Origin of the sequence: Bradyrhizobium jicamae, assembly GCF_018130695.1 — a bacterium.
Taxonomy (GTDB): Bacteria; Pseudomonadota; Alphaproteobacteria; order Rhizobiales; family Xanthobacteraceae; genus Bradyrhizobium; species Bradyrhizobium jicamae_B.
Genome location: NZ_JAFCJX010000036.1, coordinates 56338 through 74122 on the forward strand (window position 1 = coordinate 56338; position 17785 = coordinate 74122).

General features: G+C 65.9%; 13 protein-coding genes and 1 riboswitch. Of the genes, 8 read left to right on the plus strand and 5 right to left on the minus strand.

Annotated elements, in window-relative coordinates; genetic code table 11:
* Positions 1-88: 88 nt before the first annotated feature.
* Positions 89-862, minus strand: a complete 774-nt coding sequence (locus JQ604_RS35785) for an ABC transporter ATP-binding protein (RefSeq protein ID WP_212365434.1) — start codon at positions 860-862, stop codon at positions 89-91.
* The gene (locus tag JQ604_RS35790; RefSeq protein WP_212365435.1) at positions 859-1902 is read right to left on the minus strand and encodes a FecCD family ABC transporter permease; all 1044 of its coding nucleotides are present in this window, start codon (positions 1900-1902) and stop codon (positions 859-861) included. The genes JQ604_RS35785 and JQ604_RS35790 overlap by 4 nt, the downstream gene beginning before the upstream one ends.
* Before the next feature lie 110 nt (positions 1903-2012).
* A riboswitch (cobalamin riboswitch) is annotated at positions 2013-2211 on the plus strand.
* A 98-nt stretch (positions 2212-2309) separates the two neighbouring features.
* On the opposite strand from JQ604_RS35790, the gene JQ604_RS35795 reads away from it, so the two are divergent.
* Both JQ604_RS35795 and JQ604_RS35800 read left to right on the plus strand, forming a co-directional pair.
* Positions 2310-4592 carry a TonB-dependent receptor gene (locus JQ604_RS35795; RefSeq protein ID WP_212365436.1) on the plus strand — a complete coding sequence of 761 codons (2283 nt, stop codon included), beginning with the start codon at positions 2310-2312 and terminating at the stop codon, positions 4590-4592.
* A gap of 106 nt (positions 4593-4698) precedes the next feature.
* Entirely contained in the window at positions 4699-4857 is a 159-nt protein-coding gene (locus tag JQ604_RS35800; RefSeq protein ID WP_212365437.1) for a hypothetical protein, read from the plus strand.
* A 113-nt stretch (positions 4858-4970) separates the two neighbouring features.
* Here the strand turns inward: JQ604_RS35800 and JQ604_RS35805 are convergent, their stop codons facing one another.
* Positions 4971-6260, minus strand: a complete 1290-nt coding sequence (locus tag JQ604_RS35805) for a hypothetical protein (protein ID WP_212365438.1) — start codon at positions 6258-6260, stop codon at positions 4971-4973.
* 311 nt (positions 6261-6571) lie between these two features.
* On the opposite strand from JQ604_RS35805, the gene JQ604_RS35810 reads away from it, so the two are divergent.
* Positions 6572-7780, plus strand: a complete 1209-nt coding sequence (locus JQ604_RS35810) for an MFS transporter (protein ID WP_212365439.1) — start codon at positions 6572-6574, stop codon at positions 7778-7780.
* A gap of 109 nt (positions 7781-7889) precedes the next feature.
* Positions 7890-9605 (plus strand): N-acyl-D-amino-acid deacylase family protein, encoded by a 1716-nt coding sequence (locus tag JQ604_RS35815; protein ID WP_212365440.1) that lies wholly within the window; start codon positions 7890-7892, stop codon positions 9603-9605.
* Positions 9606-10216: 611 nt separating this feature from the next.
* Here the strand turns inward: JQ604_RS35815 and JQ604_RS35820 are convergent.
* On the minus strand, positions 10217-11509 hold the full coding sequence (locus JQ604_RS35820) for an MFS transporter (RefSeq protein ID WP_249159140.1): 1293 nt from the start codon (positions 11507-11509) through the stop codon (positions 10217-10219).
* Positions 11510-11637: 128 nt separating this feature from the next.
* Here JQ604_RS35820 and JQ604_RS35825 point away from each other — a divergent pair, with 128 nt between their 5' ends.
* The 4 genes from JQ604_RS35825 (at position 11638) to JQ604_RS35840 (ending at position 16376) form a co-directional block, all read left to right on the plus strand.
* Positions 11638-12312 (plus strand): ABC transporter ATP-binding protein, encoded by a 675-nt coding sequence (locus JQ604_RS35825; protein WP_249159141.1) that lies wholly within the window; start codon positions 11638-11640, stop codon positions 12310-12312.
* A complete protein-coding gene (locus JQ604_RS35830; protein WP_212365442.1) occupies positions 12309-14768 on the plus strand; it encodes an FtsX-like permease family protein in 2460 nt (819 codons plus the stop codon). The genes JQ604_RS35825 and JQ604_RS35830 overlap by 4 nt, the downstream gene beginning before the upstream one ends.
* Positions 14758-15900, plus strand: coding sequence for a lipocalin-like domain-containing protein (locus JQ604_RS35835; RefSeq protein ID WP_212365443.1), 1143 nt, complete (start codon positions 14758-14760; stop codon positions 15898-15900). The genes JQ604_RS35830 and JQ604_RS35835 overlap by 11 nt, the downstream gene beginning before the upstream one ends.
* 83 nt (positions 15901-15983) lie before the next feature.
* On the plus strand, positions 15984-16376 hold the full coding sequence (locus JQ604_RS35840; RefSeq protein ID WP_212365444.1) for an MAPEG family protein: 393 nt from the start codon (positions 15984-15986) through the stop codon (positions 16374-16376).
* A gap of 138 nt (positions 16377-16514) precedes the next feature.
* On the opposite strand, the gene JQ604_RS35845 is transcribed toward JQ604_RS35840, so the two are convergent.
* Positions 16515-17705, minus strand: a complete 1191-nt coding sequence (locus tag JQ604_RS35845) for an ABC transporter substrate-binding protein (protein ID WP_212365445.1) — start codon at positions 17703-17705, stop codon at positions 16515-16517.
* Between the last annotated feature and the right edge of the window lie 80 nt (positions 17706-17785).

The window sequence follows — 17785 nt, forward strand, 5'->3', positions numbered from 1 at the left end:
GAGAGCCCCCACCCGCCACGCGCTTTGCGCATGTCGACCTCCCCCGCAAGCGGGAGAGGTGAAGCGAGCCTGCGGCGACATCGCCGCATCACACATCCGCCCATGGCACGATCACGGCTTCGCGCTGATACTCCGCGCGGTAGGCGCTGATCCTGAACACATCCGCCATCACTTTGTCCGACAGCGCCTCCGCCGGCGCGCCCTGCGACGCCAGACGGCCTTCCGACAGCACCAGCACGTGATCGGCAAAGCGCGCGGCGAGGCCGAGGTCGTGGGTCACGACGATGACCAGCACGCCCTGGTCGGCGACGTCGCGCAAATTCTGCATCACGTCGATCTGGTGGCGCGGATCGAGCGAGGCGGTCGGCTCGTCGGCGAGGATCACGGGCGCTTCCACCGCCAGCACGCGCGCCAGCGCGACGCGGCTGCGCTCGCCGCCGGACAGTTCCGTCACTCGGCGATCGGCGAATTCCATGACATCGACCGCCTGCATCGCGCGCATGACCGCGTCGATATCCTTCGGCGACAGCCGCGCCGGATCGGTGGCGCCATGCGGATAGCGGCCGAGCGCCACGATATCGCGCGCCGGCAGCGGCCAGTGCATCAGATGGCCCTGCGGCAGATAGGCAAAACGTTTTGCGCGCTCGCGCAGCGGCAGCGACGCCAGCGTCTCGCCGCCGATCCGGATCGTGCCATCGGACGGGATCAACCCGGCCAGCGCGCGCAGCAGCGTGGTCTTCCCCGCGCCGTTGGGGCCGACGAGCGCGACCAGATGGCCCGGCTCCAGCGACAGCGAGATCTCGTGCAGCACCTTTCGGCTGCCGAGCGACGCGCTGAGATCTTTCGCAGAGAGCAGCGTCATGCCACGCCTCCGCCGAGCGCACGGCGTTCGCGCCTGATCAGATAGAGGAAGAACGGCACGCCAATGATCGAGGTCAGCACGCCGACCTTGATGTCCGAGGTCGAGGGAATGATGCGTACCGCGATATCGGCAGCGAGCAGCAGCGCCGAGCCCGCGAGCGCACTCGGCACCAAGAGCCGCGCCGGATCATGCCCGATCAAGGGCCGCATCAGGTGCGGCGCGACCAGCCCGATGAAACCGATCGTGCCGGTCACCGCGACCGCGCCGCCAACGCCGAGCGCGACGCCGGTGATCACGAACAGCCGCAACCGTCCGACATCGACGCCGAGGCTCTGCGCGGCCTCTTCGCCGAGCGTCAGCGCGCGAAAGCCTTTGGCCTGGCTGAGCAGGATGGCGGCGCCGATAATGATGAAGGGCAGCGCCAGCGCGACGTGCTGAAAGCTGCGGTCCTCCAGCGAGCCGAGCAGCCAGAACGCGATCTCAAGCACCACGAAAGGATTGCTCGAAAGATTCATCACCAGCGCGGTCGCAGCCCCCGCAAAACTCGAGATCGCAAGCCCGGCGAGAATCAGGATCAGCAGCCCGGCATTGCGGCCGGCGATCGCGAGCAGCGCGAACACCGAGCCGAACGCCGCGATGATCGCCGCGATCGGCAGCGCATAGGAGCGCACATCGGCAAGACCGAGCGCGATCACCAGCACCGCGCCGAACGCGGCCGATTGCGGCGCGCCGAACAGCGACGGCGAGGCCAGTGGATTGCGCAGCAGGCCCTGCAGCGCGGCGCCGGAAAGACCGAGAATGGCGCCGATCGCGAGCGCCAGGATCGTGCGCGGCAGGCGGATCTCGCGCACGATCACCTGCGCCACGTCGCTGCCGCCGCCGAACAGCGCTTCGATCACCGCAAGCGGCGACAGCCGCACCGGGCCGATGCCGAGCGAGATCAGCACCAGCAGCGCGACCAGCACAGCCAGCGCCGCGGTCGCGCCCAACCGCCGCCGCGCCGCCGTTTCAGCCGCAAAAGCAAAATCCTGCACGCTCATCGGCGCATGCTTTGACAGGGATGGCCGTGGCAAACAAGTGACACCCGGCAAGAAGCTTCCAGGTATGGCCCTACCCCACTTCCGCCCCGATTGACTCCCCTTTCGGCCGGCCCGTAGATGAACAGGACGGTTCCTTCAATGGGATCAAAAGGGAATGCGGTGCGGGGACACTCCCCTATTCCGCGGCTGCCCCCGCAACTGTAAGCGGTGAATCCTTCGTCATAGGCCACTGGGAAACTCGGTCCTGGGAAGGCGACGATGGGGTCACGACCCGCGAGCCAGGAGACCTGCCGTCAGCCGTGGTCACACGCGAAGATGTCGGTCGGGGAGTACAGGCATAAGCTTCACCTTGGTTGGTGAGACTGTTTCGCGGTGACGTGCCACTGACGTTACCGAGGTCTCAGCCTATGTCTTCCTTCGTTTCAGCCAAGCGGCGCCGCGCGCTCCTGCTCGCATCCGCCATGGCCGCGCCGGTGTTCCATATCTCCGTCGCCCACGCCCAGACACCTCCCGCCGAACAGCTGCCGCCGATCCAGGTCGACCAGCCCGGCGACCAGAACCGCACCCGCGCCAAGCCGGCCAAGGATGATGTGCCGGCGTCGCCCCGCCCTGCGCCGGGCAGTCAGACCAGCAACACCGGCACGGGCACGGGGACGAGCACGTCCTCCGGCACCGGGACGGGCACGGGCAGCGGCGGAGCCGGCAGCGGCCGCCAGTTCGCCGGCATCGTCGGCGCGTCCACCGCCGTGATCACAGCCGACGACATCGCGCATTCGCCGTCGCAATCGCTGGCGGAAATCATCGCGCAGGTGCCGGGCGTACAGCTGCAGACGCTGTATGGCGGCGTGGCCGGCGCGAAAACCTCGGTCGATCTGCGCGGCTTCGGCGCGTTCGCCAGCGACAACGTGCTGTTCCTGATGAACGGCCGACGCCTCAACGACATCGACAAGGGCGGCTTCGATCTCACCACTATTCCGCTGAACTCGATCGAGCGCATCGAGATCACCCGCGGCAACAGCGGCGCGGTGCTCTACGGCGACAACGCCGTCGGCGGCGTCGTCAACATCGTCACCAAGACCGGCGTCAGCGGACCGCCGGCCACGATCAAGGCCGAGGCCGGCGTGGGCTCGTTCAACTCGCGGATGGCTGCGGTTTCCGCAGCAGCCAATTCCGGTCCGTGGTCGACCTCGTTCTACGGCAACGGCATCAAGTCCGACGGTTACCGCGTCAACAACGCGCTCGACCAGCGCAACGGCGTCGGCAACGTCAACTACACCACGCCCGATCTCACGGCGTTCCTGACCGTCACCGGCAGCGACCAGAAGCTCGGCCTACCCGGCGGCCGGCTGGTCGATCCGTCGATCGGGGTGAATGAACTTGCCACTGACCGCAGGGGCACCAGCACTCCTTTCGACTATGCCAACCAGCAGGCCGGTAGCGCCACCGCCGGTTTCACCAAGACCTTGATGAACGGCGTCGACCTCATCGTCGACGGGGGTTATCGGCAGCGTGACACCCAGAGCGGCTTCTTTGGCCTCGTGCCGACACCGAGCTTCACGTCGACCTACAACGACGCGGCGTTGCAGACCTGGTCGCTTACGCCGCGCCTGAGCGTCAAGAACGTCATGTTCGGCATGCCGTCCACGATCCTGACCGGTGTCGACTACTACGATTCGACATTCCATCAGACGCGCAGCGCCTACCAGGGCTTGGCGCCGGGCCACACCTACGATCTGACACAGAGAACACTGGCCGGTTATTGGCAGCAAACAGTTGGCCTGTTGCCGACGACCGATTTCTCCTACGGCGCCAGAGTCCAAAACACGAGCTTGAGCGCCCGTGATCAGTACAATCCCAACGCACCCGAGTGCACCCTGTTTTTCAATTGTACTGCTCAAGCCCTCCCGCTCGACAGTAACGAGACGCAGTACGCGCTGCACATCGGCACCGAGCATCGCCTGAACGACGTGTTCTCGGTGTTCGGCCGCGCCGCGCGTGCGTTCCGTACGCCTGACGTCGATGAACGCGTCTCGTCGGGACCGGCGTTCGGACCAGCACCGTTCTTCCCCGCACTGCCGCAGAACTTTCAGCTGAAAACCCAGACGTCCTACGACGTCGAGGGCGGCTTCCGCGCCAAGACCAACATCTGGCAGCTGCAGAGCAGCGTCTATTTGATGGACCTCAACAACGAGATCCATTTCAACCCGGTGCTGTTCTACAACGTCAACCTCGATCCGACCCGCCGCTATGGCTGGGAAACCCAGGCGTCGGTGCGCGCCAGCGACACCGTGACGTTGCGGGCCGGCACGGCGATCACCCGCGCGGTGTTCCGTGAGGGCACGTTCGCGGGCATGGATATCCCGCTGGTGTCGCGCTACACCGGCAATGTCGGCGTGACCTGGAACATCTGGCAGAACTACCTGGTGTTCGACGGCACGGTGCGGGCCTGGAGCGAGCGCTTCATGGACAACGACCAGGCCAACACGCAGAAGCGCATTCCGGCGAACGCCACGGCCGACGTGAAGCTCAGCGGACAATATGACCGCTTCTTCTGGTCGCTCAGCGTCAACAACATCTTCAACGCCCTTTATTACGACTACGCCGTCGCCAGCACCTTCACCGCCGGGCGCTTCTCGGCCTACCCGCTGGCGGGCCGGACCTACATGGTGAAAGCCGGCGCGACGTTCTGATGTCTCGGCGGCGCGGCTGGATACGGCCGCGCCGCTTCTCACGCGTTACAAACGCGCTCCAATCAAGTAGAATTGCCACATCGATTTCCTGTGCAGGGGAAAACGTATGGGCAAGGCCGGCAAGACAAGCGAAGGCCCGACCAAGGCCGAGGACAAACCGAAGAAGCCTCCGTCGCCGCCAGCATCGGACGACGAAGACTACGAGGACGGCGACATCGCGACGCCGAAGCGCGATCGCTACGGCACGGATGACGAGCCGTTGTAGCGCCACAAATCCATCAAGACCGTCGTCCTGGCGAAAGCCAGGACCCATTACCCCAAATGCATGTCGGTGCACGACGCTGGGGCAACGATCTCATCCATAACCAAATGCCGTGGTTATGGGTCCTGGCTTACGCCAGGACGACGGGGGGAGAGATCGCGCAGAAAATCCGCGCTCTCGATTTTCCCGATGCTCTCGATATCCAGCAGATGCGCGCCGAAGCCGCCGCGGGCGAGCGAAGCGGCGAACTGCGGCGAGGCCAGCAGGATTGCGGCGGTCATCGCCAGCGGCACAGCGCTGATCCAGTCGAGACGCACCGGCGTCAACTCCTCGCTGCTTCCGGCATAAGCGCCCGTGCCCGCATAGATCCGCCAGCATTCCCTGAGGATATCGCGGCGCGTGCCGTCGCGCGCGCCGCTGCCGAGCAGCGCCTGCATCGCGAGATGGGTGCGGATGCCGGCGCGGCTCTCCGGCAACATCCCGGGCACTTCGCCGAGCGAGACGCGCAACAGAAGATCGACGAGATCGACGCCGGACCGATACGCGTTCATCGGCTCGACCAGCCGCGGATTGCAATCGATCAGGAGCGGCGTTGCGCTGTCGATCGGCATCATGACGTCGACGGACAGCGCGCCGTGCCAGTTGAGATGCGCGCCGATCGTTTCGAGATAGGAGCGTACCGCGGGGCGACCAACACTCTCCTTGATCGCCTCGCCGCCACCGACCCCGGCGGCCACCTGGCGATACGCGTGAAAGCCGACCAGCTTGCCGCGGCAGAACACCGACTGCGCCTTCTCGGTGGCACCGGTGATCAGGTCCTGCACCAGCACCTCGCCGGCAAAACTGCCGGAGGATTCGAGATCGTAGAGCGCGAGGTTGAGATCGCTGTCGTCGCGCACGAACCAGATGCCGCGACTGGCGGTGCCGACCGAGGTCTTCACCACGGACGGAAAGCGGATCGCCGCGCGCAGTTCGTCGATCGAGCGCACGATGCGGGTCGGCGGCTGCGGCAAATCGAGCGCGTCGAGCAGCCGGCTGAAGCCGGCCTTGCCGTGCACGGCGCGATAGGCCTCGAAATCCGGCAGCGCCAGGCCGGCGCGGCCGGCCAGCCGTTCGGCCGCCCGCGCGAACACAAAGCCCTGTTCATGGGTCGGCAGCAGCACGTCGAACGGCTGCATGGTCAGGAGCCGCTCGATGAAGCGGAGGAAGCCCGCGGGGTGGGTCCTGAGGCCCGGGCAGTGATGGAATCTGCGCAGGAATCGCGACGTGCGCGACAGGCACCAGCGCGAGGGATCGCAGACCTCGACGTGATGGCCGGCCAAACCCAGGATCGTGATCGCCTCACGGGCCGAGGTGCTGGACCCCTCGGACACGAGCACACGGAGCTTTTTGGCTGGCACGACCATGTCGGATCATTGCCGCGCTGCCCCACTTTGTCGCCGCCCTTGTTGCCGCATGCGTCGAAAGAACTCCCTCTCCCGCACTTGCGGGGGAGGGTTGGGGTGGGGGTGCATCCGCATCGGGATTCCCTGCGTGGGGAAAGCCCCCACCCGGATCGCATCTGCGATGCGAGCAAGCGCCGCGAGGTGAAGCGAACCCGGTAGCGCCGGGGCAGCCATGCGCCTGCGTTCATGGACAATTAGCCGCCAGGCCGTATTTTCGGCCCAAATTTCAATCGGCCCTGCCGGGCTGCGAGGAAACAGGGCCCTTCCCAGAGATGGTCGACGTTCTGGCCGCACCGCCGCAGGCGAAATCCGACAGCGCGCTTCGCACGCTGACGGGGATTTCGATCGCGCATTGGGTCAGCCATTTCTACATCTTCGTGTTCCCGATGCTGTTTCCGTTCCTCAAGGAGCGGCTCGGCGTCGGCTATATCGAGCTTGGTTTCGCACTGACGATGTTCGGGCTGGTCTCCGGCCTGACCCAGGCGCCGATCGGCTATCTCACCGACCATTTTGGCGCGCGGAAGGTCTTGCTGATCGGCCTTGCCGTCGGCGGCCTGGCGCTGATCGGGCTCGGCCTGCACTTGAGCTATCCCGCGCTCATCGTCAGCGCCATCGTGCTCGGGCTCGCCAACAGCGTCTATCATCCGGCCGACTATGCGATCCTGTCGGCGCATATGGACAATGCGCGGATGGGCCGGGCGTTCTCGGTCCACACCTTCGCCGGCTTCCTCGGCGGCGCGGTGGCGCCCGCAATCATGCTGGCCCTCGTGGCGACGGTGGGCGGGCTTGGCGCGCTGATCGTGGCCGGCGCGATCGGCCCGCTGGTGGCGTTGCTGCTGATCGCGATGGGCCTGCCCGACACCGACGTCGCCGAGCGCAAGGCGGCCGGTGCGGAAGGGTCGCAGCAGAGCATCCTGACGCCCGCGATCATGATGCTGACGATCTTCTTCATGCTGCTCGGCCTCTCCAATGCCGGCATCAGCAATTTCGGCATCGTGGCGCTGATGAGCGGCTATGGCGTCGACATGGCCACCGCCAACGTCGCGCTGACCGCCTTCCTCGGCGCCGGTGCGCTCGGCGTGCTGGCCGGCGGCTTTCTCGCCGATCGTACCCATCGGCATGGCCAGGTCGCAGCCCTGGCGTTCGTCATCAATGCGGTCATCATGCTTGTGATCGCGCTGGTCGCACTGCCGTCGCTGCTGCTCACGGTGCTGATGACGACGGCGGGATTCCTCGGCGGCGTGATCACCCCGTCGCGCGATATGCTGGTGCGCAACGCGGCCCCTCCCGGCGCGGCCGGTCGCGCCTTCGGCATCGTCTCCACCGGCTTCAATTTCAGCGGCATCCTGGCGCCGCTGCTGTTCGGCTGGATCATGGACCAGCACATGCCGCACTGGGTGTTCGGCGCCTCCGTGGTGTTCATGGTGATGACCGTGCTGCTGGCGCTGGTCACCGAGCGCAAGCCGGTCGAAGCGACCTAACGTCTCTTCAGGCGAAACACGGCATAGCTGAACCTCGCCCCCGGCGGTTGACAGCATCAGGGTCAATCCCATGATGCCGCTTAACAAAACCAATCCGGGATGACACGCCATGAGTTCCCCTGACCTCGTGATCCGCGGCGGCACTCTTGCCGACGGCAAGGGCGGCGATCTCTATGAGGCCGATGTCGCCATATCAGGCGGCAAGATCACCGAGGTCGGCAAGGTCGCAGGCACAGGCAAGGAAGAGATCGACGCGCGCGGCAAGCTGGTCACGCCGGGCTTCGTCGACGTCCATACCCATTATGACGGCCAGGTGACCTGGAGCCACGACATCACGCCGTCCTCGCAGAACGGCGTCACCACGGCGATCATGGGCAATTGCGGCGTCGGCTTTGCGCCGTGCCGGCCGAGCGATCACGTCCGCCTGATCCAGCTGATGGAAGGTGTCGAGGATATTCCGGAGCCGGTGCTCAGCGCCGGCATTCCCTGGGAATGGGAAAGCTTCCCCGACTACATGGAGTGGCTGTCGAAACGCAATTTCGACATGGATATCGGCGCACAGCTGCCGCATGCGGCGCTACGCGTTTACGTGATGGGCGAGCGCGGCGCGCGCCGCGATCCCTCGACCGACGAGGACAATCGCGCGATGGCGGCGCTTGCGCGCGACGCGGTGCGATCAGGCGCGCTCGGCTTCTCGACCTCGCGAACCCTCAATCACCGCACCTCGACCGGTGATTTCACGCCGACCTTGAAGGCCGGCGAGGACGAACTGACCGCGATCGCAGGCGCGATGCATGGTGCCGGCCGCAGCGTGCTGCAATTCGTGCTCGACCTCTCGACCATCAATGAAGACCTGCCGATGCTGCTGCGGGTCGCCGAGAACACGAATATCCCGGTGTCGTTCTCGATCACCCAGAACGACAAGGAGCCGCAGCGCTGGCGGAAGACGCTCGATATGATCGGCGATGCGTCGAAGCGCGGGCTGTCGATCACAGCCCAGATCGCCGCGCGCCCGGTCGGGCTGATGCTCGGGCTCGAGCTGTCGCGCAATCCGTTCCAGACCCATCCAAGCTACAAGGCGATCGCGCATCTGCCGCTGGCCGAGCGCGTAGCGCGGCTGCGCCAGGCCGAGATGCGCGCCGCGATCCTGAAGGAGAACGCGACGGCGACCGACGATCCGCTGTTCTTCCGGCCGAACTACGACAAGATGTATCTGCTCGGCAATCCGCCCGATTATGAGCAGCCGCCGGAGAACACGCTCGGCGCCCAGGCGCGGCGGCAGGGCCGGCAGCCGGAAGAGCTCGCCTATGAGGCGATGCTGACCGATGAGGGCCGCGGCATGCTCTACGTGCCGTTCCTCAATTACTCCGAGGGCAATCTCGATGCGACGCGTGAGATGCTGCGCGATCCCAACGCGGTGCCTGGCCTGTCCGACGGCGGCGCGCATTGCGGCATCATCTGCGACGCCAGCTTCCCGACCTATCTCTTGACGCACTGGACCCGCGACCGCAGCCGCGGCGAAAAACTCTCGATCCCGTTCGTGGTGGCGGCGCAGTCGCGCAAGACCGCGCTGTCCGTCGGCCTCTACGACCGCGGCGTGATCGCGCCCGGCTTCAAGGCCGACGTCAACGTGATCGACTACGACCGCCTGCATTTGCATCCGCCGAAGGTGCATTACGACCTGCCGGTCGGCGGCCGCCGCCTGCTGCAGCAGGTCGACGGCTACGACGCGACGATCGTCTCTGGCCTGGTGACGCAACGCGGCGGCAAGGCGACGGGTGCGCGGCCGGGCCAGCTGGTGCGCGGCGCGCAGGGACTGCACTGACGCCCCGGGCGAAAGGCAAAGGCCGGATTGCGTCCTATTTTCAGGACCCTCGCCGGTCGAGGCGGCTGGGAATCCCGGGATATTACGGAAATGGTGTGGCCCGCGAACCACAGATGGCGACGCAGTGTTCAAATCTGCTGCGCGTATGATTGTTGAGGAATCAGCGAATCACCTAGATGGCTAACGGGGCTGGGAAGCGGAGAGTAGAATGAGAGTCGCTTCCTTGGAATGTGCGTTGACGGTAGCCACGTTGATATCGGCGATCGTCGTCATGTTGTGGGAAATCAAGATTTTCTACGGCATGTGAAAGGCAGGAAGCTTTTGTTGAGTAACGAACCTCCAAAAGGGGTTCGCGACCAAGGCATCCCTTCCGCGGCGGCGGAAGCCCTGCCCTTCCCGTTGCGCGATCCGGGCGACCTCACCGACATCAACTCACATGACAGCTTACAGCCCGGCAAGGCCGCGCTGCGCAGAAGATCGCGTAGGGTGGGCAAAGGCGCACTTGCGCCGTGCCCACCGTCCATGTCGTGCTCGCGACGGTGGGCACGCTTCCGCCTTCGCTCTTCGAGCTACGGCGGACAAGTCGCTTTGCCCACCCTACAAATTTGTAGCTACGTCGGCGACACCGCGCCCTTCAGCGCGCCCTGGTCTTGCGTCGCACCGATCAACCGCGCGCGCTCGGTGTTCGGCCAGAGCAGCAACAGGCCGAGCACGCCCGAGGCGATCAGGATCGCGGCGTTGATGGTGAAGCCGGTCGTGTAGCCATCGAGCGGCTTGGCGGCGCCTTCGATGACGCGGCCCATCACCGTTGGCGCCACGACGCCCGCCAGCGTGTAGATCGCGCCGTAGATCGAGATCACGGCGCCGCGCTGCGACACCGGCGTGAACTCGCCGATCATCGGTGCGCAGACCACATAGATCGAGCCACAGAGGCCGCTTCCCACCACCAGCATCGCGATCGTCAGCGGGCCGAGCGGGACATAGGGCAGCATCGCCAGGATGCAGCCGCCGACGACCAGCGGTGCTGCGCCGAGCACGCCGCGCGCGCCGCGGGTGGTGAAGCCGCGCGTCAGCATGACCTGCGAGATCCAGCCGGTCAGGATCACGATGGTGGCGCCGAACACCCAGGGCAGGATTGAAATGAAGCCGGCCTGTTGTTGCGAGTAGCCGAGTGCCTCGATGATGAAGGAGGTGAACCAGGTCAGCCCGAGCGACAGCGCCCAATAGGCGCCGAAGGTGGCGACGACACAGCCGACAAAGGTGCGCGAGGTCAGCAGCCGGAAATAGGAGATCCGCGGCTCGTTTGCCGCCGCTGCGGCGGTCTGCACCAGCGGGCCCTCCTCGCCGAGAAACAGCCAGGCCACCACCCAGATCAGTCCGACGACGCCGAGCGCGCCGAACGCATAATGCCAGCTGTAATTGACGATCACCCAGTTCAGGGCGGGCACCGCCAGAATCACGCCGAACGCCGAGCCCTGCGACAGGATCGCGATCGGCAAGGTGCGCTTCTCGTCGGGGAACCATTTGAAGATCGCATGCGCCGCGACCGAGGCAGCCGGCCCCTCGCCGGCACCGAGGATGATGCGGCAGATCATCAGGGTGGTGAGGCCGACGGTGCCGACCATCGGGAATTGCGCCACCGCCCAGATCACCGCCAGCACCAGCAGCACCCAACGGGTCGGGACGCGATTGATGATGAAGCCGACCACGATCGCCGTGATCGAGAACAGATAGAAGAACGACGAGCCGAGATCGCCGAACTGTGCCTGCGTCATGCCGAGCTCGGCCTTGATCGGAACACCGGCGAGCCCGACCACGATCTTGTCGGCAAAATTCACCAGCATGAACAGGAATAGCAGGAAGGTGATCTTCCAGGCGCCCTTTGGAGTCGCTTGCGCGGACATAAATCCAGTTCTCCCCATCGTCGCTGCGCGGCTCTGCCGGCCGATCCGAAGGCGATGCTACGCACGGGTTCCTGACCATGGCAACCGCCGATTTTGACGTAGAAGGCCCGCCATGGCATCGACAAGGCATGGCAAGCGAAAACCCTCCCATTCTCAGCGTCACCAGGCTGACAAAGAGCTACCGCGCGGCCGGCGAGGAGGTGGCGGTGCTGCGCGGGGTCAACCTTGCGGTGGCGCGCGGCGAGAGCGTGGCGCTGACGGGCGAATCAGGCAGCGGCAAGAGCACGCTGCTGCATTTGATCGCCGGCCTCGACGCCGCCGACGGCGGCGAGATCAGGCTCGGCGAGACGCGCCTCTCCGATCTCGGCGATGCCGGCCGCGCGGAATTGCGCCGCGACCGGCTCGGCCTCGTCTTCCAGCAGTTCAACCTGATCCCGAGCCTTTCGGTCGCCGACAATCTCGCCTTTCAATCGCGCATTGCGGGACGGCACGATGCAGCCTGGCATGACGAGCTGGTCGAGCGGCTCGGCCTCGGCGCGTTTCTGAAGCGCTATCCCGAGCAACTGTCGGGCGGCCAGCAGCAGCGCGTCGCGATCGGCCGGGCGCTGGCGCCGAAACCGCTGCTGCTGCTCGCGGACGAGCCGACCGGCAATCTCGACGAGGACACTGCCGACGACGTGCTGCAGCTGGCGCGCGACCTCGTGGCGCGGACCGGCTGCGGCTTCCTGATGGTCACCCATAGCGCTCGGCTGGCCGCGACATTGGACCGCCAGGTGACGCTTCATGCGGGGCGCGTCGCATGAGCCGCGCGCTCTGGATCCTCGCCGTGCTCCTGAGCCACTGGCGGCGGCATCCGATGCAACTTGCGACCTTGCTGATCGGCCTGATCTCGGCGACCGCATTATGGAGCGGCGTGCAGGCGCTGAACCAGCAGGCGCGCAATGCCTATGACCGCGCGGCGGCGACGTTCGGCGGCGCGCGCACCGCGATGCTGGTGGGCAAGGACAGCGCCACGATCCCGCAAAAGCTGTTCGTCGACCTGCGCCGCGCTGGCTGGCCGGTGTCGCCTGTGATGGAAGGACGCGTGCAGATCGGCGGCCGCTCGTTCCGCCTGCTCGGCATCGAACCCGTGACATTGCCGGGAGAAGTCGGCAGCGCACCGGCAATCGGCCGCGGCGATTTGCAGTCCTTCGTCACCCCGCCCGGCACGATGCTGGTGGCACCGGAGACGCTGCGCGATCTCGGGCTCACCGAGGGCGCGACGCCGCAGGCCAATGGCACGACACTGCCGCCGCTGCGTGCGCAGCAGCAGCTGGTGCCCGGTGTGCTGGTTGTCGATATCGGCATCGCGCAGACGATTTTGAGAATGCCGGGTCAGGTGTCGCGGCTGCTGGTCGGCAAATCCAGGGCGCCGCACGCGACATTGCAGAGCGTCGCCGGCGACACGCTGCGCCTGGTCGCGCCTGACGCGGAGAGCGATCTCGAACGCCTGACCGACAGTTTTCATCTCAACCTCACGGCCTTCGGCCTGCTGTCGTTCTTCGTCGGCCTGTTCATCGTCAATTCCGCGATCGGTCTCGCCTTCGAGCAGCGGCTGCCGATGCTGCGCACCTTGCGCGCTTGCGGCGTCTCGGCGCGGATGCTCAACACCGTGCTGGTGCTGGAGCTGGTATCGCTCGCTTTCGTCGCCGGCCTGATCGGCCTCGTCTGCGGTTATTTCATCGCAGCCGCGCTGCTGCCCGACGTGGCAGCGTCGCTGCGCGGGCTCTATGGCGCGCAGATCCCGGGGCAGCTGACGCTGAAGGGCGAGTGGTGGCTCGCCGGCGTCGCCATCAGCATTCTTGGCGCGCTGGCGGCCGCGGCTGCGAGCCTGACCAAGGCGATCCGCATGCCGGTGCTGGTCTCGGCGCAGCCGCAGGCCTGGCAGCAAGCGCAGCGGCGCTGGCTGGTGCTGCAGAGCGCGGCGGCGCTGGCGGTCTTCGCGATCGCAGGCGGCCTGATCTGGTTGGGCGATTCCCTGCTCGCGGGCTTTGCCGTGCTCGCCGCGCTGATGCTCGGCGCGGCGCTGATCCTGCCGATGCTGCTGGAACTCGTGCTCGGCTTCGGCGAGCGCCGTGCGCGGCAACCGGTCAGCCTGTGGTTCTGGGCCGACAGCCGGCAACAACTCTCTGGACTCTCGCTGGCGCTGATGGCGCTGCTGCTGGCGCTTGCGGTCAATGTCGGCGTCAGCACCATGGTGGAAAGTTTCAACCGCACCTTCCTGGTCTGGCTCGACGGCCGGCTTGCCTCGGATGTCTATATCAACGCGACCAGCGACACCCAGGCGACCGCAATCAAGGCGTGGCTGAAGGACCGCCCCGAGGTCGATGCGATCCTGCCCGGCGGCCGCGCCGACACGCAATTCGGCGGCGTGCCGATCGAGGTGCTCGGCCTGCCCGATCACGCCACCTATCGCGACCACTGGCCGTTGCTTGAACAAACACAAAATGCCTGGGTTCGGCTGCGGCCGGGCGACACCGCGCTGATCAGCGAGCAATTGTCGCGGCGGATGAAGCTCGGAATCGGCGACAGGATCGAGGTGCCCGCGCCCGGCGGCAACTGGCCGCTCGAGATCGTCGGCATTTATGCCGATTACGGCAATCCCAAGGGCCAGATCGCGGTCAATTTCGCGGCGCTGACACGGCGCTTCCCGCAAACGCCGCTGACGCGGATGGGCCTGCGCGTCGCGCCGGAGAAAATCCCGCCGCTGATCGCGGCGCTGCAGGACAAGTTCGGCCTCGATGACCGCAGCGTCGCCGACCAGGCGACGATGAAGGCAGACTCGCGGCGGATCTTCAACCGCACCTTCTCGGTGACCGCGGCGCTGAACGCCTTTACGCTCGGCGTCGCCGGCATCGCGCTGCTGACGAGCCTGCTGACGCTGGCGAATTCACGGCTGCCGCAGCTCGCGCCGCTGTGGGCGATCGGCCTGACGCGGCGACGGCTGGCCGTGATCGAGCTGTTGAAGACGCTGTCGGTCGCGTTGATCACCGCACTGTTCGCGCTGCCGCTCGGCCTGCTGGTCGCATGGTGCCTGCTTGCGATCGTCAACGTCAAGGCGTTCGGCTGGCGGCTGCCGTTCCACGTGTTCCCGCTGCAGCTCATCCAGTTGCTCGGCATTGCCTTGGCCGCGGCACTCTGTGCGGCGGCGCTGCCGGTCGCTAGACTGGCGCGCATGCAGCCCGCGAGCCTGATCCGGATTTTTGTCAATGAGCGGTAAAGCGTTTTCAAGCGAAGTGGGTACCGGTTCGCGTGAAGAAAACGCGTCTAGACACAGAGGCCCGATCACGCGCCGTGCGTTCGCCAGCGGTGCGCTCGCGCTCGGCGCCAGCAATCGCGCATTCGCGCAGGGCTTTGCAGGACTCGGCGAGACCGCGGATGGATTCGCCGCCGTGACGCCCGGCAGGCCATTCAGCTTTCCTGCCGATCATGGTCCGCATCCGGAGTTTCGCATCGAGTGGTGGTACGTCACGGCGAATCTCGTCGACGCGAGCGGTGCGGCCTATGGCGCGCAGTGGACGCTGTTCCGCCAGGCGATGAAGGCGGGCGCGCCGGTCGAGGGCTGGGCCAACCAGCAGGTCTGGATGGGCCATGCCGCGGTCACCAGCGCCACGACGCATCGCGTCGGCCAAGCCCTTGCACGCGGCGGCGTGGGGCAAGCCAATGTCGAGGCGACGCCGTTCCAGGCCTGGATCGACGCCTGGGAGATGCGCGGGCGCGACGGCTTCGATGCCGACAAGGTTGCACCGGTCGAACTGAAAGCATCCGCCGCCGATTTCAGCTACGCGTTCCGCCTCGCCGCCGCGCATCCGCTGGTGCTGCAGGGCGATCGCGGCTACAGCCGCAAATCCGATCGCGGACAGGCGTCGTATTATTACAGCCAGCCCTACTTCACATTGAGCGGCCGCATCGTCATCGATGACAGACCGATCGAGGTGACCGGGCAAGCCTGGATGGACCGCGAATGGAGCAGCCAGCCGCTGGCATCAGACCAGACCGGCTGGGACTGGTTCTCGCTGCATCTGCCCGGCGATGAGAAGCTGATGCTCTATCGCCTCCGCCAGAAGGACGGCCGCGAAAATCTGTTCGGCAACTGGATCACGCCGGACGGTGCCTCACGTGAAATCGCCGCTTCCGACAACAGCATCACACCGACAGCCACGACCGAGATCGACGGCCGCAAGCTGCCGACCTCCTGGCGTGTCAAGCTGCCGGCGCACAAGCTCGACATCGAGACCACGCCGCTCAACGCGAAGGCCTGGATGGGCACCAGCTTTCCCTACTGGGAAGGCCCGGTCCGCTTTGCCGGCAGCCACGCCGGGATCGGCTATCTCGAAATGACCGGCTATTAGACGCCGCTAAAAAATCCACCGTGATGTCACACCGGCCGCAGCCGCTGCGTCATGACGTTGGGACCAATGAGGAATTGCCAGCGATGTACCACTATACGGCTATCGTCACCTGCCTTGCCGTCGCCTTCTATTTCTTCACCGCGTTGCAGGTGGCGCGGGCGCGCGCGGCCTATGGCGTCAAGCTGCCGGCGATCTCGGGGCATCCGGATTTCGAGCGCGTGTTCCGCATCCAGATGAACACGCTGGAATGGCTGCCGATCTTCCTGCCGTCGCTGTGGCTGTTCGCGATCTATGTCGGTGATGCAGCAGCCGCGATCCTCGGTGTGATCTGGATCATCGGGCGCATCGTCTATTTCCTCGGCTATCGCCAGGCAGTGGCGAAGCGCAGCCCGGGATTTGCAATCCAGGCGCTGGTGTGTGTCGTGCTGTGGGTCGGCGCGCTGGGGGCGGCGGTGTGGCGGTTGGTGCATCCGTGAAGGGCCGCGTTCCCCGGATGCTGCGCAGCGCGCAGCGGTGCGCTGCTGATCCGGGGCCCACACTGTCTCTAGGTCCCGGCTCTGCGGAGCAGCGTTGCACGCTGCACCGCGTCCGGGACACGAGAGCAACTATCCCTTCTACTTCGTCAGCGGGCAGCCGCTTTCCTTGGCGGTGAAGAAGGCCTTGTCGCCGGGCACGACGGCGAGCTGCTTGTAGTAGTCCCACGGCTTCTTCGATTCCGAGGGCTTCTTGACCTCGAACAGATAGAGGTCGTGCACCATGCGGCCGTTCTCCAGGACCTTGCCCTTGGCGAAGGCGTCGTCGACCGGCAGTTCCTTCAGCTTCTTGGCCACGGCCTCGCTGTCCTTGCTGCCGGCGGCCTTGACCGCCTTCAGATAGCTCAGCGTCGCCGAATAGGTGCCGGCGTGGATCATGCTCGGCATCCGGCTGGTGCGCTTGAAGAAGCGCTCGCTGAAGGCGCGCGAGGCGTCGTCATGATCCCAGTAGAAGCCTTCGGTGAGCACGAGGCCCTGGGCTGCCTCAAGCCCGAGGCCATGCACTTCCGACAGCGTCATCAGAAGGCCTGCGAGCTTCTGGCCGCCGCGGACGATGCCGAATTCGGCGGCCTGCTTGATCGAGTTGGTGGTGTCGAGGCCGGCATTGGCGAGGCCGATGATCTTCGCCTTCGAGCTCTGCGCCTGCAGCAGGAACGACGAGAAGTCCGACGAGTTCAAGGGCACGCGGACCGAGCCGACCACCTTGCCGCCATTGGCGTTGACGATGTCGGAGGTGTCCTTTTCCAGCGCGTAGCCGAAGGCGTAATCGGCGGTGAGGAAGAACCAGGTGTCGCCGCCGGCCTTCACCAGCGCGCCGCCGGTTCCGACCGCGAGCGCGCGGGTGTCGTAGGCCCAGTGGAAGCTGTAGGGCGTGCAGGCATCCCCGGTGATGCGCGAGGTCGCGGCGCCGACCACGATGTCGATCTTCTTCTTTTCCTTCGACAGCTCCTGCACCGCGAGCGCGACCGAGGAGGTCGTCAGCTCGGTGATCATGTCGACATTCTCGACCTCATACCAGCGCCGCGCGATCGCGGTGGCGAGATCGGGCTTGTTCTGGTGGTCGGCGGTGACGATCTCGATCTTCTGGCCGAGCACCTCGCCGCCGAAATCCTCGACCGCCATGCGTGCGGCTTCGAGCGAATATTTGCCGCCATAGTCGGCATAGACGCCGGACTGGTCGTTGAGGATGCCGATCTTCACGCCCTGCGCCGAGGCAGGCATCGCAAGCAGCAGGCTGCACGCCGCGGCTGCGGCCAAAAATCCAGATTTCATTTATCTCTCCCAGCAGTTTCTATCCGGAAAAATCCGCGCAACATTATTTTAGAACCCCGCGGCTGCCCATCTCTTTCGCG